Annotated in this window: 12 protein-coding genes; 2 read left to right on the plus strand and 10 right to left on the minus strand. The window is 53.2% G+C overall.

Translation table 11 applies throughout. The annotated features are described in order from the left end of the window. Positions 1 to 126: 126 nt before the first annotated feature. Together GSQ80_RS14620 and GSQ80_RS14625 are read right to left on the minus strand one after the other, a co-directional pair. Positions 127 to 2661, minus strand: coding sequence for a glycoside hydrolase family 3 C-terminal domain-containing protein (locus GSQ80_RS14620; RefSeq protein WP_158788304.1), 2535 nt, complete (start codon positions 2659 to 2661; stop codon positions 127 to 129). A gap of 262 nt (positions 2662 to 2923) precedes the next feature. After that, positions 2924 to 4252 carry a family 43 glycosylhydrolase gene (locus tag GSQ80_RS14625; protein ID WP_158788305.1) on the minus strand — a complete coding sequence of 443 codons (1329 nt, stop codon included), beginning with the start codon at positions 4250 to 4252 and terminating at the stop codon, positions 2924 to 2926. Between the two features lie 277 nt (positions 4253 to 4529). Between GSQ80_RS14625 and GSQ80_RS14630 the strand changes: the two genes are divergently transcribed. After that, on the plus strand, positions 4530 to 6842 hold the full coding sequence (locus GSQ80_RS14630; RefSeq protein WP_158788306.1) for a glycoside hydrolase family 2 protein: 2313 nt from the start codon (positions 4530 to 4532) through the stop codon (positions 6840 to 6842). A 396-nt stretch (positions 6843 to 7238) separates the two neighbouring features. Here GSQ80_RS14630 and GSQ80_RS14635 read toward each other — a convergent pair whose 3' ends face one another. Continuing rightward, positions 7239 to 7433, minus strand: coding sequence for a hypothetical protein (locus GSQ80_RS14635; protein ID WP_158788307.1), 195 nt, complete (start codon positions 7431 to 7433; stop codon positions 7239 to 7241). A 256-nt stretch (positions 7434 to 7689) separates the two neighbouring features. On the opposite strand from GSQ80_RS14635, the gene GSQ80_RS14640 reads away from it, so the two are divergent. After that, the gene (locus GSQ80_RS14640; protein WP_158788736.1) at positions 7690 to 9723 is read left to right on the plus strand and encodes a twin-arginine translocation signal domain-containing protein; all 2034 of its coding nucleotides are present in this window, start codon (positions 7690 to 7692) and stop codon (positions 9721 to 9723) included. Between the two features lie 30 nt (positions 9724 to 9753). On the opposite strand, the gene GSQ80_RS14645 is transcribed toward GSQ80_RS14640, so the two are convergent. From GSQ80_RS14645 to GSQ80_RS14675, 7 genes are all read right to left on the minus strand, one after another. Further along, a complete protein-coding gene (locus tag GSQ80_RS14645) occupies positions 9754 to 12660 on the minus strand; it encodes a TIM-barrel domain-containing protein (RefSeq protein WP_158788308.1) in 2907 nt (968 codons plus the stop codon). 280 nt (positions 12661 to 12940) lie between these two features. Continuing rightward, on the minus strand, positions 12941 to 14407 hold the full coding sequence (locus GSQ80_RS14650; protein WP_158788309.1) for a rhamnulokinase family protein: 1467 nt from the start codon (positions 14405 to 14407) through the stop codon (positions 12941 to 12943). Positions 14408 to 14448: 41 nt separating this feature from the next. After that, entirely contained in the window at positions 14449 to 16656 is a 2208-nt protein-coding gene (locus GSQ80_RS14655; protein WP_158788310.1) for a bifunctional rhamnulose-1-phosphate aldolase/short-chain dehydrogenase, read from the minus strand. A 161-nt stretch (positions 16657 to 16817) separates the two neighbouring features. Then, a complete protein-coding gene (locus tag GSQ80_RS14660; protein ID WP_158788311.1) occupies positions 16818 to 18011 on the minus strand; it encodes a TIM barrel protein in 1194 nt (397 codons plus the stop codon). A 96-nt stretch (positions 18012 to 18107) separates the two neighbouring features. Further along, entirely contained in the window at positions 18108 to 18761 is a 654-nt protein-coding gene (locus GSQ80_RS14665) for an LUD domain-containing protein (RefSeq protein WP_158788312.1), read from the minus strand. Further along, on the minus strand, positions 18751 to 20196 hold the full coding sequence (locus GSQ80_RS14670) for a LutB/LldF family L-lactate oxidation iron-sulfur protein (RefSeq protein WP_158788313.1): 1446 nt from the start codon (positions 20194 to 20196) through the stop codon (positions 18751 to 18753). The genes GSQ80_RS14665 and GSQ80_RS14670 overlap by 11 nt, the downstream gene beginning before the upstream one ends. Then, a complete protein-coding gene (locus GSQ80_RS14675; RefSeq protein WP_158788737.1) occupies positions 20193 to 20933 on the minus strand; it encodes a (Fe-S)-binding protein in 741 nt (246 codons plus the stop codon). The genes GSQ80_RS14670 and GSQ80_RS14675 overlap by 4 nt, the downstream gene beginning before the upstream one ends. Between the last annotated feature and the right edge of the window lie 41 nt (positions 20934 to 20974).

A 20974-nucleotide genomic window follows, 5' to 3' on the forward strand; every position in this document is an offset into this window, starting at 1 on the left:
CAAAACTCGCATCCCTGAAGGCTAAGTTCTCAAGACATTCGCCTCGGAACCTAGTTCCGTGCAATCGTCTAAACGTTACCGCTGATTGCAACGCTGAGGATCGCGCGAGGGAAACACTTATCGCCTTTAATGGAGGACATGCGCAGAATTCGACGCAGCGCGATTGGGAGACTGATCAATGACCTTGTTCCACGCAATGGCTTGAGCGGGGGTTACTGTTACTTCGGATCTGAGGCGGATATCACGGGACGAGGCACCCAAACCGATGTCGTACTTCCCAGGAACTATATTCCAGTCATGTATCGCCTCATCCCAGTAGGCGAAGGCATTGGGATCCAGAGTTAGTTGGACTGTTGAAGCCTGCGATGGTTCCAAGTAGGTCCGGGTAAAGCCCTTCAGCTCGTGGACGGGCCGAGCTACAGGGCTGGGTGGAGGGCTCACGTATAGCTCCACAATCTCTGTCCCACTTCGTCTCGATGTGTTCGTAATCGTAGCGGATATCGAAACACTTCCAGCTCTCGTCGCGCTGTGGAGATTGGTATAACGGAATTTTGCGTAGCTCAGCCCATAACCAAAGGGGAATTGTGGCTCAATCCCTTTGGTGTCGAAATAGCGGTATCCAACGAACACACCCTCGTTGTAATTTACGTTGTCGTGATCCTGAGTTCCTATCGCGTGGGAGGGCGAATCCTCTAGCCGCTTGGGCCAGGTAAAGGTTAGTTTGCCTGATGGATCAGTGTCACCGAAGAGTGCTTTCGCAATCGCAGTGCCACCCTCCACGCCGGGATAGAACCCGTCCAGGACGGCCGGAACCGCGTCGATCCATCCTCCGACTTTGAATGGCGAACCGTGCAGCAGAACTACAACGGTGCGTGGATTCAACGGTGCAACTTGCATGATCAGATGTTCTTGGCCCGGAGGAAAATCCATACTCTCTCTGTCCGCACCCTCGGTATCCATACCGCTTCCCCACCCGCCTACAAAGATCACTGCGTCCGCCTGCTGTAGACGCGGTATGATTGCTCGAAATGCTTCAGCCTCTTGTTCCTTCGTGCGAGGAAGCGACCATTCTAGGTGAAGAGAAGCGTCCCCTTTGAGGGCGTGGTAATCAAGCTGTATGTCGTACGCTTTACCTGCTTCAAGGCGAAATATAGCTGTTCCGGTCTGCAACTGCCCGATACCGGTATTTACGATGATCGGATTGCGGTCTATCGATAAAGTGCTGGTATCCTCGCCGGACAGACGGAATGTGTAGAAGCCGCTGACCTTGGGGACAAGCTTCCCGTTAAACTGACCGTGAAAGTTGTCGGAGTGGACCTTTGCGGGATCAGGCGAGCGCATCTCCCAGGTGAAATTAATCTGTGGCTCAATCCGCTCCAGGGCAGGCTTGGCTTCGCCATCGTTGAAGTATTCGGCCCTCATACCGGGTTTTCCATCAATGGGCTGCCAATACTCGGGGCCGATCGCCTCAAATTGCCCAGCTTCTTCGAAGTCGATATAGTCCACCTTCGCCTTACCGTCGAGTTCCGTTCTTAGGCCATCTAGGACTGTAACTTCGGATGGGGAATTCACTGCAGAACTTCCGCCATACCCTGGTTTGGCGAATCGGCGGTCGGCGTTAGGCCCAAGCACAACGATGGTCTTAGTCCTGCCTTTGTCGATTGGAAGAACGTCTCTGTCGTTCTTCAACAGAACCAGGCTTTCTTCCGCAGCGTTTAAGGCAACCGCTTGATGTTCAGGCGTATTGATAGATCCTGGGTTCTTGTCGGCGGACCCGTCGATCAGTCCAACATGTGCCATTACACGTAGGACGCGTCTCGCCTTATCGTCCACGACGGATTCCGGGACTTGCCCGGCGAGCACCGCATCCATCAAGGGTTTGCCAAAAGGAGTGGTGTCCCAGCTTCCCCAGGGCATGCCTACGTCAAGGCCAGCCCGAGCTGCTTCCAGTGTAGAACGCGCTTGATTGAAATCCGTCAACACCAGCCCCTGAAAGCCCCATCCTTGCTTTAGTACCGTAGTGAGAAGCCATTTGTTTGTTGCTGCCAAATGGCCGTTCACACCGTTAGCAGCGGTCATTACTGCCCACGCGTCACCCTGCTGGACGGCCGCCTTGAAGCCAGGCAGATAGATCTCCCGCAGAGTTCGTTCGTCTACGTTGGACATGTACCAATCTCGGTTCCATTCGCGGTTATTGCAGGCGAAGTGCTTGACGCAAGCGGCAACCTTTTGACTTTGGATGCCCTTGACGATAGCGGGAGCAAGGCTTGCATCCAGAAACGGGTCTTCCGTGTAGTACTCAAAAAAACGGCCGCCAAGCGGGTCGCGCTCAATGTTAATAGCGGGAGAGAAAATGATGGATTTACCGGCAGCGCGCGTCTCCTGCCCCACAGCGACACCAACCCTCTGCAGAAGTGCGGGGTCCCAACTGGACGCCAATCCAATCCCCGCAGGAAAGGCTGTCGCACCGACTGCCGATGCCACGCCACGCGGGCCGTCTGTGCCCATCATCGGAGGTATCCCCAGACGCGGTACTCCCGTAATTTGAACTACTCCAGGCTGCTCGCCCCCAAAGCACATACGAACTTTCTCCTGCAGAGTCATGCGCTTCAGGATGTCCGAGATGCGTTGTTCCGTCTTCGATTCAACGCTAACTGTCACTTGCGATGCTCTTGCCGAAATGAGGAAGCAAAAAAACAATCCAACGCAAATGCTAGCGGCAGCAATAATGGAAAGCCGCAGTATGTTGAAAGATGTACATCTCATCTTGGCCACGCTTGACTCCTCGAATATGCAATTCAATTTACATGGAAACCATAAAGGAAACAATTCCCAATAAAACTTCTGAAGAGTGAAGCGAATCTGTATGGAGCATGGTCTAATACAACCACTCTGATGCAATGAGCACCGTATCGCGATCTCGTCAGTTGGAAAATCTAAACCAGTCAAGGTTCAGGAGACCACTTTGCCCCTCACCACGGAAAACAAGGTAAAGATCGTGCACGCCTCCCGGTAGGTGAGTCGCACAACTCTGGGTAGTCCAGCGATCCCAACCTCCCGTGTAACGCACCGTGCAAGAAGCAGCTACCGGCCCGCCAATGCGATCCAAATAGAGGTCCACTACTCCTCCTCCGGTCGCGGAGGCAAGATGCATGTAGAAGGTGTTCGCGCCGCTATGAAGGTCCACGCCTGAGTATTCAACCCAGGCGCCCGGCAGCGCTGGTCCAAGATACACCACACCCGAGCTATCACCGCTTGTTGTGATCGCGTGATCTCCCTCCGGAACGTCCGTCCGGTTCATCGTCTCAGCCTCAATTCGCGAATAAGCATCAATAGGATGGAGCATTACGGGCCCGGACGTCGTCCATTGAAGTGGCCGGATCAGACCATCGGGGCTGAAGTCCATCAAATCCATTTTCACCGCTCGTTTATAGCCCTGATTTTCGTGACCAACAGATGTGGAGAAGTCGTGATAAAAGCAGTACCACTTTCCTTTCCACTCCACCTGAGAGCCATGAATGTTATCTCCGCCTGGGCCACTCTGTGTAAATGGTCCCTCATAGACATAGGGCCCTTCGGGGTGTTCTGAGATTGCATAATCGTAATTCTGGCCGTGTCCCCCACGACCGACACCGCCAGCCTTGAACGCAGGATATGTGAGATAGTAATGACCATTGCGGTGAAAGATCCACGGCCCCTCGAAAAAGTCCGTCGCACCGTCGATCATATGAGGACTTTCGGCGAGCTCTTTCATGGAAGGTTTCAGCCTAGCAATTTTTGCACCACCGTCCGCCCAGATGAGATACGGCGTACCGTCGTCGTCAACGAACAGAGCAGGATCAATGCCGTGTACCCGTGCTATCGGGCCCTTCGTATCGACGAACGGTCCTGAAGGTGAATGACTTATGGCCACACCGATGAGAGGCCTACCACTGGCGTCCTGGGCAGGATAGTACAGATAGTAGTTGCCATTCTTGTAAGCACAGTCAGGAGCCCATAGATGGGACTTTGCCCAGGTGCTGTCAGCAAGCCGGAATGCAATACCGTGATCTCGCCAGTTCCGCAAGTCGCTACTGGAGTAGACGTGATAATCAATCATGTCGAACTCCTGTGCATCGTTGCGGTCATGTGACGCATAGACGTACATGCGGTCATTGAAGACGTGCGCTGAAGGATCTGCGGAATATGCCGTATTGATGATCGGATTGGAAGCGAATGCACTGGACAGAAAGCACAGCATGCTTCCAAACATCGCGGCGACATTCCGGTCGATACCATTCCTTCTAATCACACGAAGCCCTGCAATTCATAGGTTTAAAGTCGATTCTAGGAACCCGGATAGGAACATCCCCCTCATAAACGACAGCTATCGAACCAACTCTCCATTCATCGAACGACCTTTTCATCTGCCTTACGAACCACAGATTGACATATGCCCGACGGCCCGACTAGCAATCGATAAATCATTAGATAACTTATTTCCATTTCATACTACTTTTGGACAAACGCAAAGCAGCTTCTGGAGACCAATGAAACGCCGAGACTTCCTCAAAGCGGCAGCCACTACGGGAGCAGCCGCTGCGCTTCGTCCACCCAAACAAATCAAGTACGTCGAGGATTTCTTTGCTGTTTTGTGTGTCATGGCGATTTGCCTCAGGATCTCCTGTCTCGCCGCACAAACCCCGCAGCAAGCCTCGCTAATGACAAAGTGGGCAAAGGATGTAGTTCCGGCGCACCCGCTTCCGGAATATCCTCGGCCGCAGATGGTGCGGCGAGACTGGCTCAATCTGAATGGCATATGGGAGCTACAAAGTGGCCTACAGGGGGATACGGTTCCACTAGGAAAGAAGCTGGGCGGTGAAATTATTGTTCCCTACCCCGTGGAATCGGCGTTGTCCGGTGTGATGCTACACTTCGACCGGCTGTGGTATCACCGCACTTTCACAGTGCCTAATGATTGGACGGGCAGTCAAATCATTCTGCACTTCGGTGCGGTCGACTACGAGTCTGAGGTATATATCAACGGCGTGAGTCTCGGTATACATCGGGGCGGATACGATCCTTTTGATTACAACATCACTCCGTACCTACGCAAAAACGGGCCACAGGATATTATTGTTCGCGTCTACGATCCTACCGAGTTAGGCGGTCAGCCACGCGGTAAGCAGACGGACGATGTTGGCGGAATCATGTATACCCCAACAACAGGAATATGGCAGACCGTATGGCTTGAACCAGTTGCAAGTCACTCGATTCATGATCTGAAAATAGTGCCCGATATCGACCGTAGCGAGCTACATTTGACCGTCGAGACAACAGATTTGGCTAAGCCAGCAACAGTTAGTATCCAGGTGAAAGACGGTGAAAGGGTTGTCACGAAGTTCGATGGGAAGGCCGACACCGAACTGAAGATTCCTATCTCTGACCTCAAACTGTGGTCCCCCGACGATCCATTTCTTTACAATTTGGAGATTTCCCTCAAGGAAAGCGGTGCAATAACCGACAGAGTCTTCAGCTACTTTGGAATGCGCAAGATCCAGATTGGCAAGATCGGCAACTTCAATAGGATACTGCTGAATAACAAGTTTGTCTTTGAGAGGGGAATCTTAGATCAGGGCTTCTGGCCCGATGGTATTTACACTGCGCCTACCGACGACGCCCTGAAAAGCGATATCCAAGCCATGAAGGCCATGGGGTTTAATATGGTGCGGAAACACATCAAGGTAGAACCGGCCCGTTGGTATTATTGGACAGACAAACTTGGAATGCTGGTCTGGCAAGATATGCCTTCTGCCGACTCCTACCCTTGGCCCATGGAAGCAGTTCCACCCGTCGACAAAGCCGAGTTCGAATCCGAATTGCAGCGCATGGTGGAAACGCATTGGAACTCGCCATCCATTATCTCTTGGACTCTATTCAATGAAGCCCAGGGGCAGCACGACACAGCACAGCTCGCAGTCATTGTCAAAACGCTCGATGCTTCACGTCTTGTGAACGAAGCTAGCGGTGGTAACTACACTGGATCCGGCGACCTCAACGATCTCCATCAATATCCCGAACCCGGGATTCGCTCTCCGACCCCGAATCAGGCATCAGTCAATGGTGAATATGGAGGTATCGGCTATCAGGTGCCGGGGCATGCGTGGCACAACAGCGGTGATACATATACCAATGTAGCTACAGGAAACGACCTGCTCTATCTGTATGCGGAATATATCAACAAGACCAACAAGCTTAACGTAGAAAAGGGGCTCTCCGCCACAGTCTATACCCAGTTGACCGATGTTATGACGGAGATCAACGGACTTTTGACATATGATCGAAACCCCAAAGTTCCTGTCGAAAAGGTCTATGAAGCGAACTATTCGACTCTCCTAATGCCCCGCTACCGGGTCGCCGTACCCACCTCAGAAAAGAAACGTCAACGATGGAAGTTCACGAGCACTCACCCTCCAGAAAACTGGGCAAGTCTCCAATTTGATGACCTCGAATGGAACGAAGGCAGGGGAGGTTTTGGCAACATTCAGGACGTCCATCGCTCGTATTGGACAACTCACGATCTCTGGATGCGCCGCCACTTTAATCCCGGATCACTCTCGTCAGATCAGCTGACCAATCTCGTTGCAAAAGACTTTCACGACGGCGATATACAGATATATATCAATGGGGTACTGGCCTATGCACAGGGGGGAGACAGCGACTCATGGGAGCATCGAGGCCTTTCAACGGCAGCACGGGAGAGCGTCCATGTGAACGGAGATAACGTATTGGCAATTCATTGCGTGCGAGGAGAACATGATCAATTCGTTGATGCTGGACTAGACCTTCGCATTCTCCCCTAAGCCGCAGTGTATTCGCGAAACCCAATCAGAATTCAGAACGCCGTTGAAGAATCGATTGCAGCAAACCGCTCCGAGGCGATAACGATTGCTCTAATTTCCGCAGTAAGTTCTCTTGGATGCACATGTGACGCTATCGAGAGAACATACGGCCGACGTTAATCTTTGGCAATGGTCTCCGCTTTTAGAAGGCTGACAGCACCAAGTGATACTGGCGGCACAAATTGGTCTTGGGGTTGATGTGAATTTCTGGTCGTCCACGTTAGCCGTTGATCTTGCGGCAAGCCGCCGTCGGAAATCAGACGATTGATGCGCAGGCTAGCTACCTTTACCTGCAAGGAATTGCTTCATGCCTTCAGCAATATCGTGATCTTGTCAATTCCGCAAATTATTGCTGGACTAGACGTGGTAATCGATCATGTCGAACCTCAATGCATCGCTGCGGTCGTGTGACGCATAGACATACATGTGGTCGTTGAAGACGTGCACTGAAGGATCGGCGCAATATATTGTATTCATGATCAGATTGGAAGCGAATGCAGTGGACAGAAAGCGCAGCATGCTCCATACATCGAGGCGACTTCCGATAGACATCAGTTTTTCTGATCAGAAGAAGTGCTGCAATTCATAGGTGTAAAGTCAAGTCTGGAAGCCCGATACCAATCAATGCCCTCGTAAGCGACAAGCCATCGAACCAAATATTCCACTTGCGATCGGCCTTTCGTCTGCTTTACGAACCACAGATTGACGCCTGCTACGGCACCCATCGAGTCACGTCAAAGATTCATTAGACAACTTATTTCCAAGTTATAATTCATTTACGTAAGCGCGAAGCAGCTTCTGGAGACCCATGAAACGCCGAGACTTCCTCAAAGCGGCAGCCGCTACCGGAGCTGCCGCTGCACTTGGTCCAACTGCCGAATCACATGCGTTGAATATTCTGCACTTAGAATCCCGTGATGCAACCGATCGCAATAAAGGCGCCTTACAGCCTTCGACAAAGTTCAGTGTACAAACTGCCAGCGGGCACTGGAGCGTCTCTTCTCGCTCGCACAGTTTGACAAATGTTATATCCCGGTTAAATGGCCAATCGATTTTGCTAAATTCTGAAAGGAAAAACTCGACATTCCATAAGACCATCGATCTGCTAGAAGTCACCGCCGAATTCGCAATTGTGAATGACAAATGGGTGCTGGTGTCTTTCCGAGCCCTAAATCCTACGTCGTCTGAAGTGCACATAAATTCCTTTGAACCTCTGGTGACCCAATGTGACGGAATCCTCCGTGGCTCTGCCGCGGAAGATCTACGCATCATGTGGGAGAGCGCCACATACGAGGTCGGCAGGGCAAGAGATCATGAAAGTCACTACTACGCCGTGGTCTATTCTGATAAAGAGAGATCCGGCTCTGCGTGGACGTTTACGTACCGTCCCCCGCAATTATGGACGTCCATGATTAGCAAGCGTGGCCAGGAGCTCACTGCATTCGTAAACTTACGGGGGAGATCTCTTCCCGTCGATCCCGGCGAGACCATTACTTTCGATCCGATCCTGTTGAGTGCGGAATTTGGCGCCATGGAAGGGTGGCAGGCAATCGGTCGAATGTACAGGCCGACCGTACCTTCTTCCGAGGCGGTTATGAATTCTGGATTCAATAGTTGGGACTACTTTCGAGGGGAAATCTCTTCGAAGGATCTGGCACCGGTATTGAGTTCTCTGCACACTTTTAACAAAGAATATCCGAGGAAGCTTCGATACTTTACGCTAGACGATGGATGGTTTCCGCAACGCGGCAGCTGGGAGTTTGATCGAAAGAAATTTCCGGAGGGCGAGAACGGATGGGCCGCGGTTGTAAACCGTGCCGGGATGGAGCCCGGGGTGTGGATATCGCCATTCTGGTCCAACAAAGACATCATAGATACCTACGAGATGACCGTGCAGGAGGAGGTACCCGATAACGTCATTCGTTACCGCGTAGATCCGAGCGATCCGAACGTAAGCCGATACGTTATTCAGCGCTTCCATGAATTGCGTCAGTCAGGGTACAAATTTTTCAAGATTGATTTTCTGGCGCTCGCTTACACGGACCGGCCCTATGCATACTCAAAGTTTGCTCCCGAGCGCGTGATTCGAGAATTTTTGCAACAGATCCGGCAGGCAATTGGAACGGATGCATTCTTGCTGGGGTGCAGTACAGTCATCGCTCCGTGTTCCGGAATATGTGACGGCGCCAGGATCATGGCCGACATCACGGAAAACTGGAGTGTCGCAAAAGATATCTATGTGAGAGTCGCCTACAGGTACTGGATGAATGGCAATTTATTCATTACAGACCCTGACTTCTTCGTTGGAAGAGGGCCCGACACGCTCAGAGAAGGCGCGTCGCCAGGGTACGCATTGGAGACGGGCGACAGAAAATATGAAGGGTTCAGCTTCACAAAAGCGAAGACGTGGGCAACGATGTCATTCGCTTTGGGTGGCCTTGTCAACTGGGCAGACCGGCCTGACGGGGTGAAGGCAGAAATATGGAATTTAGTTGCGACACTTGCTGACTTGGGACCAGGCAAGCCAGGCGTGCCATTGGATCTTATGGACACAGAGCAGCCGACCAAATGGCTGAGGAACTCTAACGGCAACACATATATCATCCTCATCAATACGGCTGATTCGCCAATCTCAATCACTCTGACCACGACAGAAGCCACTCAACTAGAGGACCCGGTGTCATTGGAAGATATTTTCACAAAGGAACTCATTGAGCATCCCGGCGGAGATTTCAGAACCAAACTGAATGCTTTTGATTCGAGGTGTTTCCGAGTTCAGAAGTTCCGCCATACGAAAGGGGAGGGTAGACAGAGCAGCGCTCCCGCAAGAACGACGCCGTAGATCTGGTCTCGTCTCCTACGTTCTACTGCTCTACAAATCATTGATACGGACCTCCGAGCCCGTGTAAGTAATTCGCTGGGGAGATGGACTTGCACCCGCCCCGATTCCACGACCAAGCCGAACGCGCACGACATGAAAAGACCGGCTTGCCAGCATACCCTTGAATATCCCCTGACGTTGTCCGATGCGCAATGTCCCGCTAGCATCATGCCAGTCCAGCCGAATAGAGCTACAGTGGCCGCGCTGATAGTCGTATGTACTGCCATCATCTTCATAAAAAGTAAAAGTTCCGTCGGCACCAGGGTACACGCGTATTTCAATGGGATCATTTGGCTTTTCGCCCGTGTACTGTAAAGAAGGCCCGATCGGGAGAATGGCGCCGGCTCGAATAAAGATGGGTATTCTGGAGAGAGGCGCTTCCGCAATCACGGTACGGCTGCCTATCTGGCTGTCCCCCGTCCAGAAATCGTACCATTTGCCCGCGGGCAAATAGACCTTTCGCCGCATAGCCTTGAGTTCGGTGATGGGATTGATAAGCATGCTAGGTCCGAACATAAACTGATCAGTAATCTTGCGAACGGCCTTATCCTGCATGAAATCCATAGGAAGAGCTCGCATCATCGTATAGCCCTCGTTCGTTACCCGCCACGCCACCGAATAGATGTAAGGCATCAGTCGGTAGCGAAGCTTGATGAAATCCGTAACGATTCCTTCCGCCTCCGTTCCAAAGTACCAAGGCGCATCGGTAGAACCGGCGCTGTGAACCCTAAACAAAGGGCAGAAGCACCCGAACTGAAACCATCGGACGTAGGTTTCAACGTAACGCGGATCTTTTGGATTGTTATTCGTAGAGAACTCGGGATTCTCCGCAAAGCCGCCACCAAACCCTCCGATGTCAGTAGTCCAATAGGGCAGGCCTGCCATGCATACACCCAATCCATTGGGAATTTGTCGCGACAACGTCCACATATCTGTGCCGATATCACCTGACCACAGCGCCACTCCGTAGCGTTGTATACCGGGAAAGATGGAGCGTCCGAGGATAATTACTCGTCCGTCCGGCTCAGCCTCTAGCCATCCTTCAAAGACTGCCTGAGCGGCCTTCAGAGGAAACTCGTTCGCCCGCCATATGTCGCCTCCGCCCTCAATGCTGTCCATCCAAAATCCGTCAGCTTGCACTGCTTCGGGGTTGAATAGAGCTGCTCGAACCTGGCGCCAGTACGTCGCGCGTGCACTCCTCTCCCAAGGGTTATACCAGGAGGGTGCGGGACTGGGTCCTCCATCCCAGTCAGCTCCGCTAAGCGGATACAGCAGGTAGTTTTTGTCCCGCATCTCCGCCTCATTCGGAGAGCCGACATCGAAGATGCACCAGATCGAAATGATTAACTTCAGATTCAGTGCATGAAGCCGCCGCACCATGCCGACTGGGTCCGGGTGGGTATCGGACTTGAAGTCATGAGCACCCCACCTAGTCCAGTACTTGAAATCCTGAACGATATTGTCCAGAGGAATTCCACGGCGACGGTATTCTTCGGCCACCGCGATCATGTTGGCCTGAGTATTGGGAATCGTATCTATATGGGTCCCGTTTGGCCCCGGCTTCCCCCATGACGCCTGCGAGTGCCAGAGCCCGTACGATGACAGAGGAAATAGCGGTGCAGTACCCGTGATTCGGCGGTAGTCGGCGATCGCTGCATCTGGTGTTTCAGCGCGTAAAACATAGTAGTCGATTCCCTGCGCGGCTTCCGCGGCCCATGTATAACGATCAGTGGCCGGCCCCGGAGGGACCCACTTCAATTGCAGTTCGGAGTTTCGCTCCGGGTTACCGTAAAACTCTACATCCACTTCATGCTCGCCAACGGTCAACGAGACATGACCTGTATCAAAATTATCGTCATGGGCAATCCAATTTTCTATGACCAGCTTTCGATCAATGGCGAAGCGCGCTCCCAAATTAGCAGACCGAAGCAAAAAAAGGTAATCGCCTGCAACCGTGATCTTCAGCCTTCCAGTCCACGTTGCATAGAATCGCTGGCCGATGTTGCCCGCGATGGCGGGGTTCGTCGGACCCCAAGAAACGTTGATCTGCGATTGCGTATGCTTCAGCGGATGACCTTCGCCACCTTCCTCGTGAAGACTGCAGGCGAGACCCGGTCCGGAACCATCAGGCAGCCCGAACACGGAGGATGGGACCAGCACCGGTTCGCGACACGCACGGAATTCGCCCCGCGAAGCGTTGTCCCACAACATCGCATATCCTTCGCTACTCAGTAGAAAGGGGCTGACATCACATGGATTTGTCTGCACAAGCTGAATCATGTCTCCTTTGTGATCCAAGAAGCCATGCCACAGCCCTCCCAATCCATAGAGCGATTCGTCGACAGGGCTAAGAAACGTCTGCTCTGCCTGATAGAAGGGCTTCCCGTTTACTTGGACAGGGTCCATGCGTTTTCCACCAGCACTCGGCTCTTGGAGCAGAACCTTGCCCGACTCATCTTCAAAGGAGAGTGTCCCGGAGCTGCGATCTACCCGAGCTGTGAGCCTCGGCGTTGATAGGACGATCGGCCCTAAGCCCTCTAGTTCGGCGCTCCATGCCATCACCTCTTGCTTCCCCGGCAATACGGAGTCGGTAGACGGTGGAAGCAGTACCTCACCTGGGCAATACTGAACTCGAATAACACCGTCGTCCCATGGCTCCAAACGCAGGATGCCAGTTTGCATCTGCATCTGCACACCGCCCGCGTCCTTACGGGCGGAAAGAACTGCCAATTCACCATCGATCTGTTTTCTAGTGCCATCCGAAATGATCTTGGAACGTTCCTGCTCCGCTTCGAACGGATGGGGCGGAAGCTGTATTTGCGGCCTTCCGAAAAGAGCAAGGGACGCGCTGGCAGTCTTTAGCATTTCGCGTCGTGTGAATTGAGTCGTCTTCATCATTGCTACCCTTCCAAACGCTTTTCATTTAATTCCGAAACTACTGATCGCAATATTCGATAAACTAACGCAGCCGCCTACCGGCACTGCTCCTGTGTCTTTGGCCCGCTTCCTTGAGTTCCGCCCTGAACATTTCCGAGTCCATGGAAATGATTCCAATAGGCCTCAAGTGGCACGCGGGCCCTAAACGCTGATGCTCGTGGGTAACATTTACTCGCGGCTCCTCCACATTGGGCCAACAATTACGTGTGGTGACTACAGACTGGGGTGGTGCGTTGGAGACTCAGGGATTTATAGGACCCATAGAAGTCCGATTCACCAATAAGCGCGCCCATCGCGAGACTTGTTCCGCGGAAACACCTGTGACAGGATCAACAGGACTCTCGAGCGATGCCATTTGCGTAGCGAAATTCCCCACCGTTGAACTCTCAACAGAACCGCGGAAGACCTTCAGCCCGGTAACCTCCTCCGTCAAGCGATTGAGGAACTCATTCTGGCTTGCTCCGCCCACGACGAAGAGTCGCTTTAGGTCTTTCCCGCTATGAAACGCCACTCGTTGTAAGACCTGTGCATAGCGTGCCGCCATACTGTGAAAGATAAGATTGGCAACCACTGGAGCGTTCTCTGGGTCGGTATTCAGCGCATAGTGGTCATTGTTATGAAGGTGCTTCTTGATTCTTTCAGTTATTCGGCCAGCGAGCAGAAAATCTGGATGGTCAATCTCCAGCAATCGCCGCGGCGGAGATAGTTTCTCTGCGGCCTTGACCAAATCTTGTACCGCCCAGGTTACGCCGTCCTCAGACCAATTCTTAATACATTGGCCAAGCATCCACATCCCGTTCACATTTTTATGAAAGCAAATGCGGTTTCCGATGGCTCCAAGGTTTGTGAAGTTTTCAACGCGCGCTTCCGGCCCGTTCCTAGGGTGCTCCAGTAGTGTTCCGACTAATGACCATGTCCCGGCGCTGATATAAGCCCAATCATCACCCTCTGCGGGAATTCCTGCGATCGCGGATGCAGTGTCGTGACATGCCGGCACCATTAGTATTGTGTCGCGGAATGCCGATAGTTCTGCAAGTGGCCCGCTCAACCTTCCAAGGACCGTTCCCGGAGGGACAATTTGTGGAGCACAAGCCGGATCGAGCGTTGCCGCATCGAAGATCTCTTTGCACCATTTGCGGTCGCGGAGCCCAACCATCTGGGTATGCGTCGCATTCGTCAGTTCGGCAACTTGAGTACCGCCCAATCGAGAAAGAATGTATTCCGGTACATTAAGCCATTGTTGCCCTGATGGTGAGCCTTCCGCTATATCGGCAAACAGTTGATACAACGTATTGATCCTGAGCAATTGAACGCCCGTTAGTTCGCGCAATCGCTCTGGGCTAATTCTTCGATGAAGCAAGCGTTCTGATTGAATTGTCCGTTCATCGCGATAGCAGTATGGATCATGGAGTGCCCTGCCATTTGCTCCAATGCGAACATAATCCACGGCCCAGCCATCCACTGCGATCGAGCGCACTCCCTCTATAGCCGTGCTTGCGCATCGGCGTAGGCCGTAGTCGAGACCGGCTTCAATCAGACCGAGATCCCAACGAAGACCATCCCCCGTTTCACGTGGTGCGTTAGCGAAGCGGTGGATCAGCGTGATCACCGCGTCGTCTTCTTTCCAACGCAGAAGCGAAACCCGGCAGCTCTCCGCTCCCAGATCGATCGCGATCAGCGCTCTCTTATCCTTTGGGATCTGCGCCATGGCCGGCGTCCCCTCCATCGTCGCATCTCTTGTCTTTGCCGCTAGCGTAGGTATGCTTCAGTCAACCCACCGTCAACAGGGATCAGATGTCCGGTCGTGCATCGAGTGAGAGGACTTGCGAGGAATAAGATCGCTTGCGCGCAGTCCCTAGGATCTATGGGCTGATGCGTGAGAGTCCGCGAAGCATAAAATCGCGCCAGTACATCCCGCAAGCCGTCATCCGTAGCCGCCTCGTCAAAGGGTAGTTTGTACTTTTTCAGGGAAGCGATCACGCGATCTCGCGGGAACATCGTCGACCCTTTCACGACTGTAGCCGGGCTAATTCCATTGACTCGCACCTTCGGCGCAAGCGTTACAGCCAGCTCGCGCACGAGGTGACTCAAGGCTGCTTTGCTAACGTCGTAGGCCTCGCTTCCACGTTTCGCAACAACAGCATTCGCGGAGCTAGTGAGGACTACGCTGGCATCGATGCCTTGTTCGGCAAAGATCTTCGATGTCTCGTCGGCCAACAGATAGTTTGCCGTGACGTTAACCTCCAGCGTTAATCCCCATTGGGCATCGCTGATGATTCCGTCTGCTGAAGACGGGAAAAGAGCCGCTGTGTTGACGAGAATATCGAGTCCGCCGAACTCCCTGACCGTTGCTTCCAACGCTGCCTTGATGGTCTTCCGATCACGGATATCGATTGCGGTCCAGCTCGCAGCTTCCTTCCCTACGATGGCTTTCACTTCTTCCGCGACGGCCTCAGCACCCTTCACGTCGCGATCGGCGATCAGGATATGCGCTCCACGCTCGGCTGCAAGCAGCGCGACTTCACGCCCAATTCCACTACCTCCACCGACGATCAGTGCGATCCTGCGGCTGAGCTCCTTCTCGGCGGGTTGGCGGCGTATTTTCGCCTCTTCTAGCTTCCAATACTCGATCCGAAAGGCTTCGCTTGGCGGGAGCGCAACGTAGTTATCATGTACCGTAAACTCGCTTGCGGAAGCAGCTGGCCCGGCTTGCGGAATATCCTTGCATTGGCTTCCGGCACCGAGTGATCCCGCCCCTTGCATGACATGAATCGCATTTATGTAGAATTCACCGGTAATCCGCGACTCGATTTTGCTCTTGCCAAAGCTGAACAATCCTATGCCAGGAATCAAAACGACCGTTGGGCTTGCATCGCGTATGGCCGGCGAATCACTGACAGCATGCTTCTTGTAATATTCGGCATATTCGACTCGATAGGTTTCGAGAGCCGTCTCGATCAACTCTTTCAACTCAGCAGGATCACCCGCTGGATTCCACTTGATGAACATCGGACGAATTTTCGTGCGGATGAAGTGGTCGGGACAGCTTGTCCCGAGATGCGCAAGCTTTTCTGCGCTCTCCGAGTTCACGAAATCAAGAACCTGCGGCAAGCTCGAGTAAGTCCCTATCCAACGTTGCTTGCGCGACATTGCTCCACGCAAATACGGCATGATTGCTGTGGCAATCGTTTCCCGATCTTCGCGTGTCTCAACCTTCGCTCCGCCGAAGTGCTTGTGCCCCGCAACTGAAGCATGGCGTTCGATAAATTGACCAAGCTGATCGATGATCGTCAGCGTGTTCAAGTAGCTCTCGTGTTGTGTGTTTCCCCAGGTAAAGAGCCCATGGCCGCCAAGGACAACGCCGTCACAATCGGGCGTGTCTTCGACAATCTTCTTGAGCATCATGCCAAGTTCAAATCCGGGCCGCTGCCAGGGTAGCCACGCTAGCTTATGTCCGAACTCAGTATTGAATTCTTCCATCTTGATCTTCCCGTTGGCCGAAGCAGCCAGCGCGATCCCCCAGTCCGGGTGAAGATGGTCTACGTGAGGAAACGGCAGAAATCCGTGCAACGGGGTATCGATAGAGGCTGCAACAGGATTGTTACCGAAGGCGCATAGTGGGTACATCTCCACCATGTCGTCTTCTAGATGGACACCGCGATAAGCGGTCGCTAAGGCCTTCAATTTATCCAAATAGAGTGTCGCAAACCCAGCGCGCTTGATACTTCCGAGATCGCCCCCACTTCCCTTTACCCACAAAATTTCCTTGGGTCTTCCGTCCAGCGGATCAATCTGCTGCAGCTTAGAGCTTGTATTCCCACCGCCAAAGTTCGTGATGCGCAAGTCAGAGCCGAGCAAATTCGATCGATATCTTAGCAGCTCGGGCCCATCCAATTTCGCCGCAAGCGATTCATCCCAACGATCCTCCAAAAACCGAAGGTCATTATGCGCTGTCATCTAAAGTCGAGTTCCTTTCGGCCATGTTTGGCCCCAAACATCATTCCACACCTTGAACCAATACCGCAACTATTCTTCCACAGAAATATAATCAGTCCCGACATGCCCCAATTCTGTTGCGAATCGCATGTGCTTGCGACCAAAGCAACCAAGGGGCTTATTCATGCATAAGTAGGTACATTACTGGCGCTTCTTCCTTTGCGGTCGCGGGTGATCGCTTCAACGTAACCATTCTCCGATAAGGCCTTCAGCGCATCCGCAGGCAATCCCCGTGCTATGCGCCATTCGCGAATAATCGGCCGCACATCTTGCCAGAACGCATCGCGAAAACACTGCTCCGCCTCTACCAGGTTGCAGGATTGTTGCAACTCGGCCAATCGCTCAGCATCAATCAGGGATGCTTTCGCATATAGTTCCTGAGCCGACACCACAGTCTGAACCATCGCTTCCACCTTTCCCTTCAAGTTGTGGCTCTGGTCGATCATGAAGGCGATGCTTTCGCGGTCTTCTGGTTTTGCATTGAGAATCTCGTGGAAGATCCGGAAGACCTGATAGGGATCAATCGAACCCAACGTTAGATCGTCGTCTGCGTACTTGCGGTCATTGAAATGGAATCCGCCTAGAGCTCCGAGATGCAGGAGCCATGCCACAATCTGCTCAATATTCGTCCCTTGGTAATGATGCCCCGTGTCCACGAGGACCTTCGCGTTCGGCCCGGCGCGTCGGGCCAACTCGAGGGCCATGCCCCAGTCAGCCACATCGGTATGGTAGAAGTATGGTTCGAAAGGCTTGTATTCCACGAGAAGTCTTTGATCATCGCTGAGGGCCGCGTGCGTTGAAGCCAATGCCTCCTCTACCCAACCGATACGCTTCCGAATGTTCTGAGTGCCAGGGTAGTTTGAGCCGTCCGCGATCCAGAGCGAAATATCTCTTGATTGCAACTCCTGTCCTATTTCCACCGATATCAAAAGATGGTCTAACGCACGCTGGCGGATTTCGGCGCTCGGGTTCGCTATCGATCCGAACTTGTACTCCTGGTCCTGAAAAAGATTCGGATTAATCGATCCCGCTTTTATCCCATACTTCTTCTCGAGTGCCTGAATGGCAGGCACATCTGCCGTGCCATTTGGCAAGTCCCACAGAACGTGGAGGGCCACTCTTGGGCTGGCTCCAGTCAGTGCGTTCACCTGGGCCGCATCGGAGAACTTCTCTTCGATCGTAGATGCTGCCCCATCTTGTAAGAACTTCCCAAATCGTGTCCCTGTGTTGGAAAAACCCCAGGACGGCACTTCAATGCGGAACCCATCCAATGCAGCCCAAACTCTCTGCGACGCACCTTCGTCCTTGCTCGACATGACTCTACCTCCCCTTTGAAGCGCTATCCTATGGAAATATACTACCTATTGAAACTTTACAAATCTGGGCAGGTAGTTTTTTATTCCGAAGATGACTCACGCGAACAGAATGACATCCAAAGTACGCGGTCCGTGAACTCCTTTAATGCGTGTCATCTCGATATCCGCGGTGGCGGAAGGCCCAGAGATGAACGTGGTGGCGAGTGTCGCCGTGTTTTGTAGACGCCTCATTGCTTCCGGCACTGTCTCCACAACATCCTCCGTGCACACTAAGCACAAATGATAATCAGGTATCAACGAGATGGCTCGACGCCCCTGACCGGGCAGGTTCTGAAGGACAATCGTTCCAGTTTCAGCAATAGCTAAGGTGGAACCAGTTAGCACCCCACCCAACATGTCTAACTCTTTGAATGTCAGGCCGTCATCGCGGACGAACTCGAACCCAACCGATAGCCAGCTGGCGGGGATACCGGCGGGAATCACCAGGCCGTTCTTCCCACGTTCTTCTAACCTGAGTGCGACATGGTGGGCAATACGATCGTGGTCGCTTCGAATAACCGTGGCATCGTACTCTCGCAGTCGATCGACCAGAAGGTCCAACATCACCTCCTGCGGGTGTACCCTCGCGCGTTTGTAATTTCTAGGCACTCCCCTCCAGCCGTTTCGCGCCGCCTCTTCCCCCGACGATGTGTGATTTGCTTCTCGAATCCGGCGCAGAATCTCTAGTTTCGAACTCGTTTCAACGGTCATCTTTTTCTCTTTTCTGCCACCAGTCGCGAAACGTCTCTTGCGGCATCTCCTCTAGATCTCTCATCTGCGTCCAGCCTCCTAACATCCCGGGGAGCCACGTTATCCAACCATCTTTGCGCGGAAGTAGTTTTGCAGCTGCCCGGCCCATACGCTGCGCCGCGCGGAATCTGCGCTCGTTTCGGAAGGTCACGGCCATCGCCTTCATCCCAAGAGCCTCGATATCAAACGAGCTGCTAACTTGAGCGGCATTCTGCTCAACCACCTTTTGACGCAAGTGGATTAGTACTTCAGGAATGTTAATCTTGACCGGACAAACTTCGTAGCAAGCTCCGCATAACGATGAAGCATAAGGTAAACTTTGCGCGTAATGCATTTCTTGTAGCTGCGGGGTGAGAATGGCCCCAATGGGGCCGGCATACACGCTGCCGTATGCATGGCCACCGGTCTGGCGGTAGACGGGGCAAGCGTTCTGACACGCCGCGCAGCGAATGCAATGCAGCGTCTGCCGGGACTCCCAATCTGCCAGAATGCCGGTGCGGCCATTATCCAGCAACACGACATGAAAGGTTTGCGGTCCGTCTCCCGCGTGCACTCCGGTCCACACCGAGTTGTATGGGTTCATTCGTTCCCCTGTGGCTGATCGCGGCAGCAACTGCAACATTACCTCCAAGTCTTCGAATCGTGGCAAGATCTTATCTATTCCTGCGATCGTGATCAGGGTCTCCGGAAGCGTCAGGCACATCCGCCCATTGCCTTCACTTTCCACGACACAAACCCCGCCCGTCTCAGCGATCAGGAAGTTCGCCCCGCTGACGCCGGTTCTCACGTGCAGAAATTTCTCGCGCAGAAACGAACGGGCCGCATCTGCAAGGTCTTCGGGACGGTCTCCGAGGTCAGCAAGATGCATCTCACGCTGAAAGATTTCCTTAATTTGCTTTCGGTTTTTGTGCAGCGCTGGCACTACGATGTGCGACGGCTGATCACGGCCCAATTGGATAATGAGCTCGGCCAGATCCGTTTCGAAAGGGTGTATATCCTCGCTCTCTAGCGCCTGATTCAGAGCAATCTCTTCGGTTGTCATCGACTTGATCTTGATGACTTCGTCCGACCCGGATGCCTTCACAAGTCCAACGACGATCTGCCGCGCTTCCTCTGCATCGGTTGCCCAATGAACAATCCCACCTGCACGCGCGCAGTTGACCTCAAACTCCTGCAAGTAGAAGTCCAGGTGCTCCATTGTGTGTCGGCGGATATGCTCCCCTGCTTCGCGGAGTTCCTGCCAGTCGGCCATCTCAGCGACCACTCGCGCACGTTTTGTTTGGATCACCTGTGTCGCATGATGGACATTGCGTTGAAGCTGGGAATCCTTCATCGCAGCTCTGGCTGCAATCGGGAACGCGGGTGCGGTCTTCGGGTCCAGCGCCGTTCCACTCATGACCCGGCCCCTTCTTCCCCGGCCAAGATCTCCGCTAGATGAAGAGTTTTCACGCCGGTTTTCTGCCGATGCAGGGCTCCTTGAATATGCATCAAACAGCTGTTGTCGCAAGCCGTACACACTTCGGCCTTCGTATCTAAAACGGCTGCCGTCTTTTCCGCCAACATAGCGCCGGAGACGTCCGCATTCTTGACAGCGAACGTCCCTCCGAAGCCGCAGCACTCCGCAAGTCCTGCAAGTTCTACGAGTTCAATTCCGCGGACTGCTTTGAGCAAGCGCATCGGCCCGTCCCCCAGGCTGAGATTCCGTAATCCGTGACAGCTGGCATGATATGTCACTCGCCGAGGGTAATACGCGCCGACATCCTCGAGCCCAAGCCGCTTCGTCAAGAATTCGGAAAATTCAAATACTCTTGGCAACAGTCTCTCTACCCCTGTCACCAGATCGGGCTTACCCATCCGAGCGGCCATTTTGGGGTAGTGGTCGCGCATCATGGCAACGCAGGAGGAGGACGGTATCACGACAGCCTCAGCGTCCTGGAATTGCGTAACAAACCGCTCCAGTAACGGGGCAGCTTCCGCTTGATAGCCGGTGTTGTAATGCATCTGTCCGCAGCAGGTCTGCCCTCTTGGGAATTCCACCGTGTGCCCAAGCCGCTCAAGCACGCGTACGACTGCCTTACCCGTGCCTGGAAACAACGTGTCGTTATAACAGGTAATAAAAAGTGAAGTGCGCAGAAGGATGCCTCGATCCATTGTCTCAGAACTTCAATAGAGAT

The sequence above is a fragment of the Granulicella sp. L46 genome (genome assembly GCF_009765785.1).
Classification (GTDB): domain Bacteria; phylum Acidobacteriota; class Terriglobia; order Terriglobales; family Acidobacteriaceae; genus Granulicella.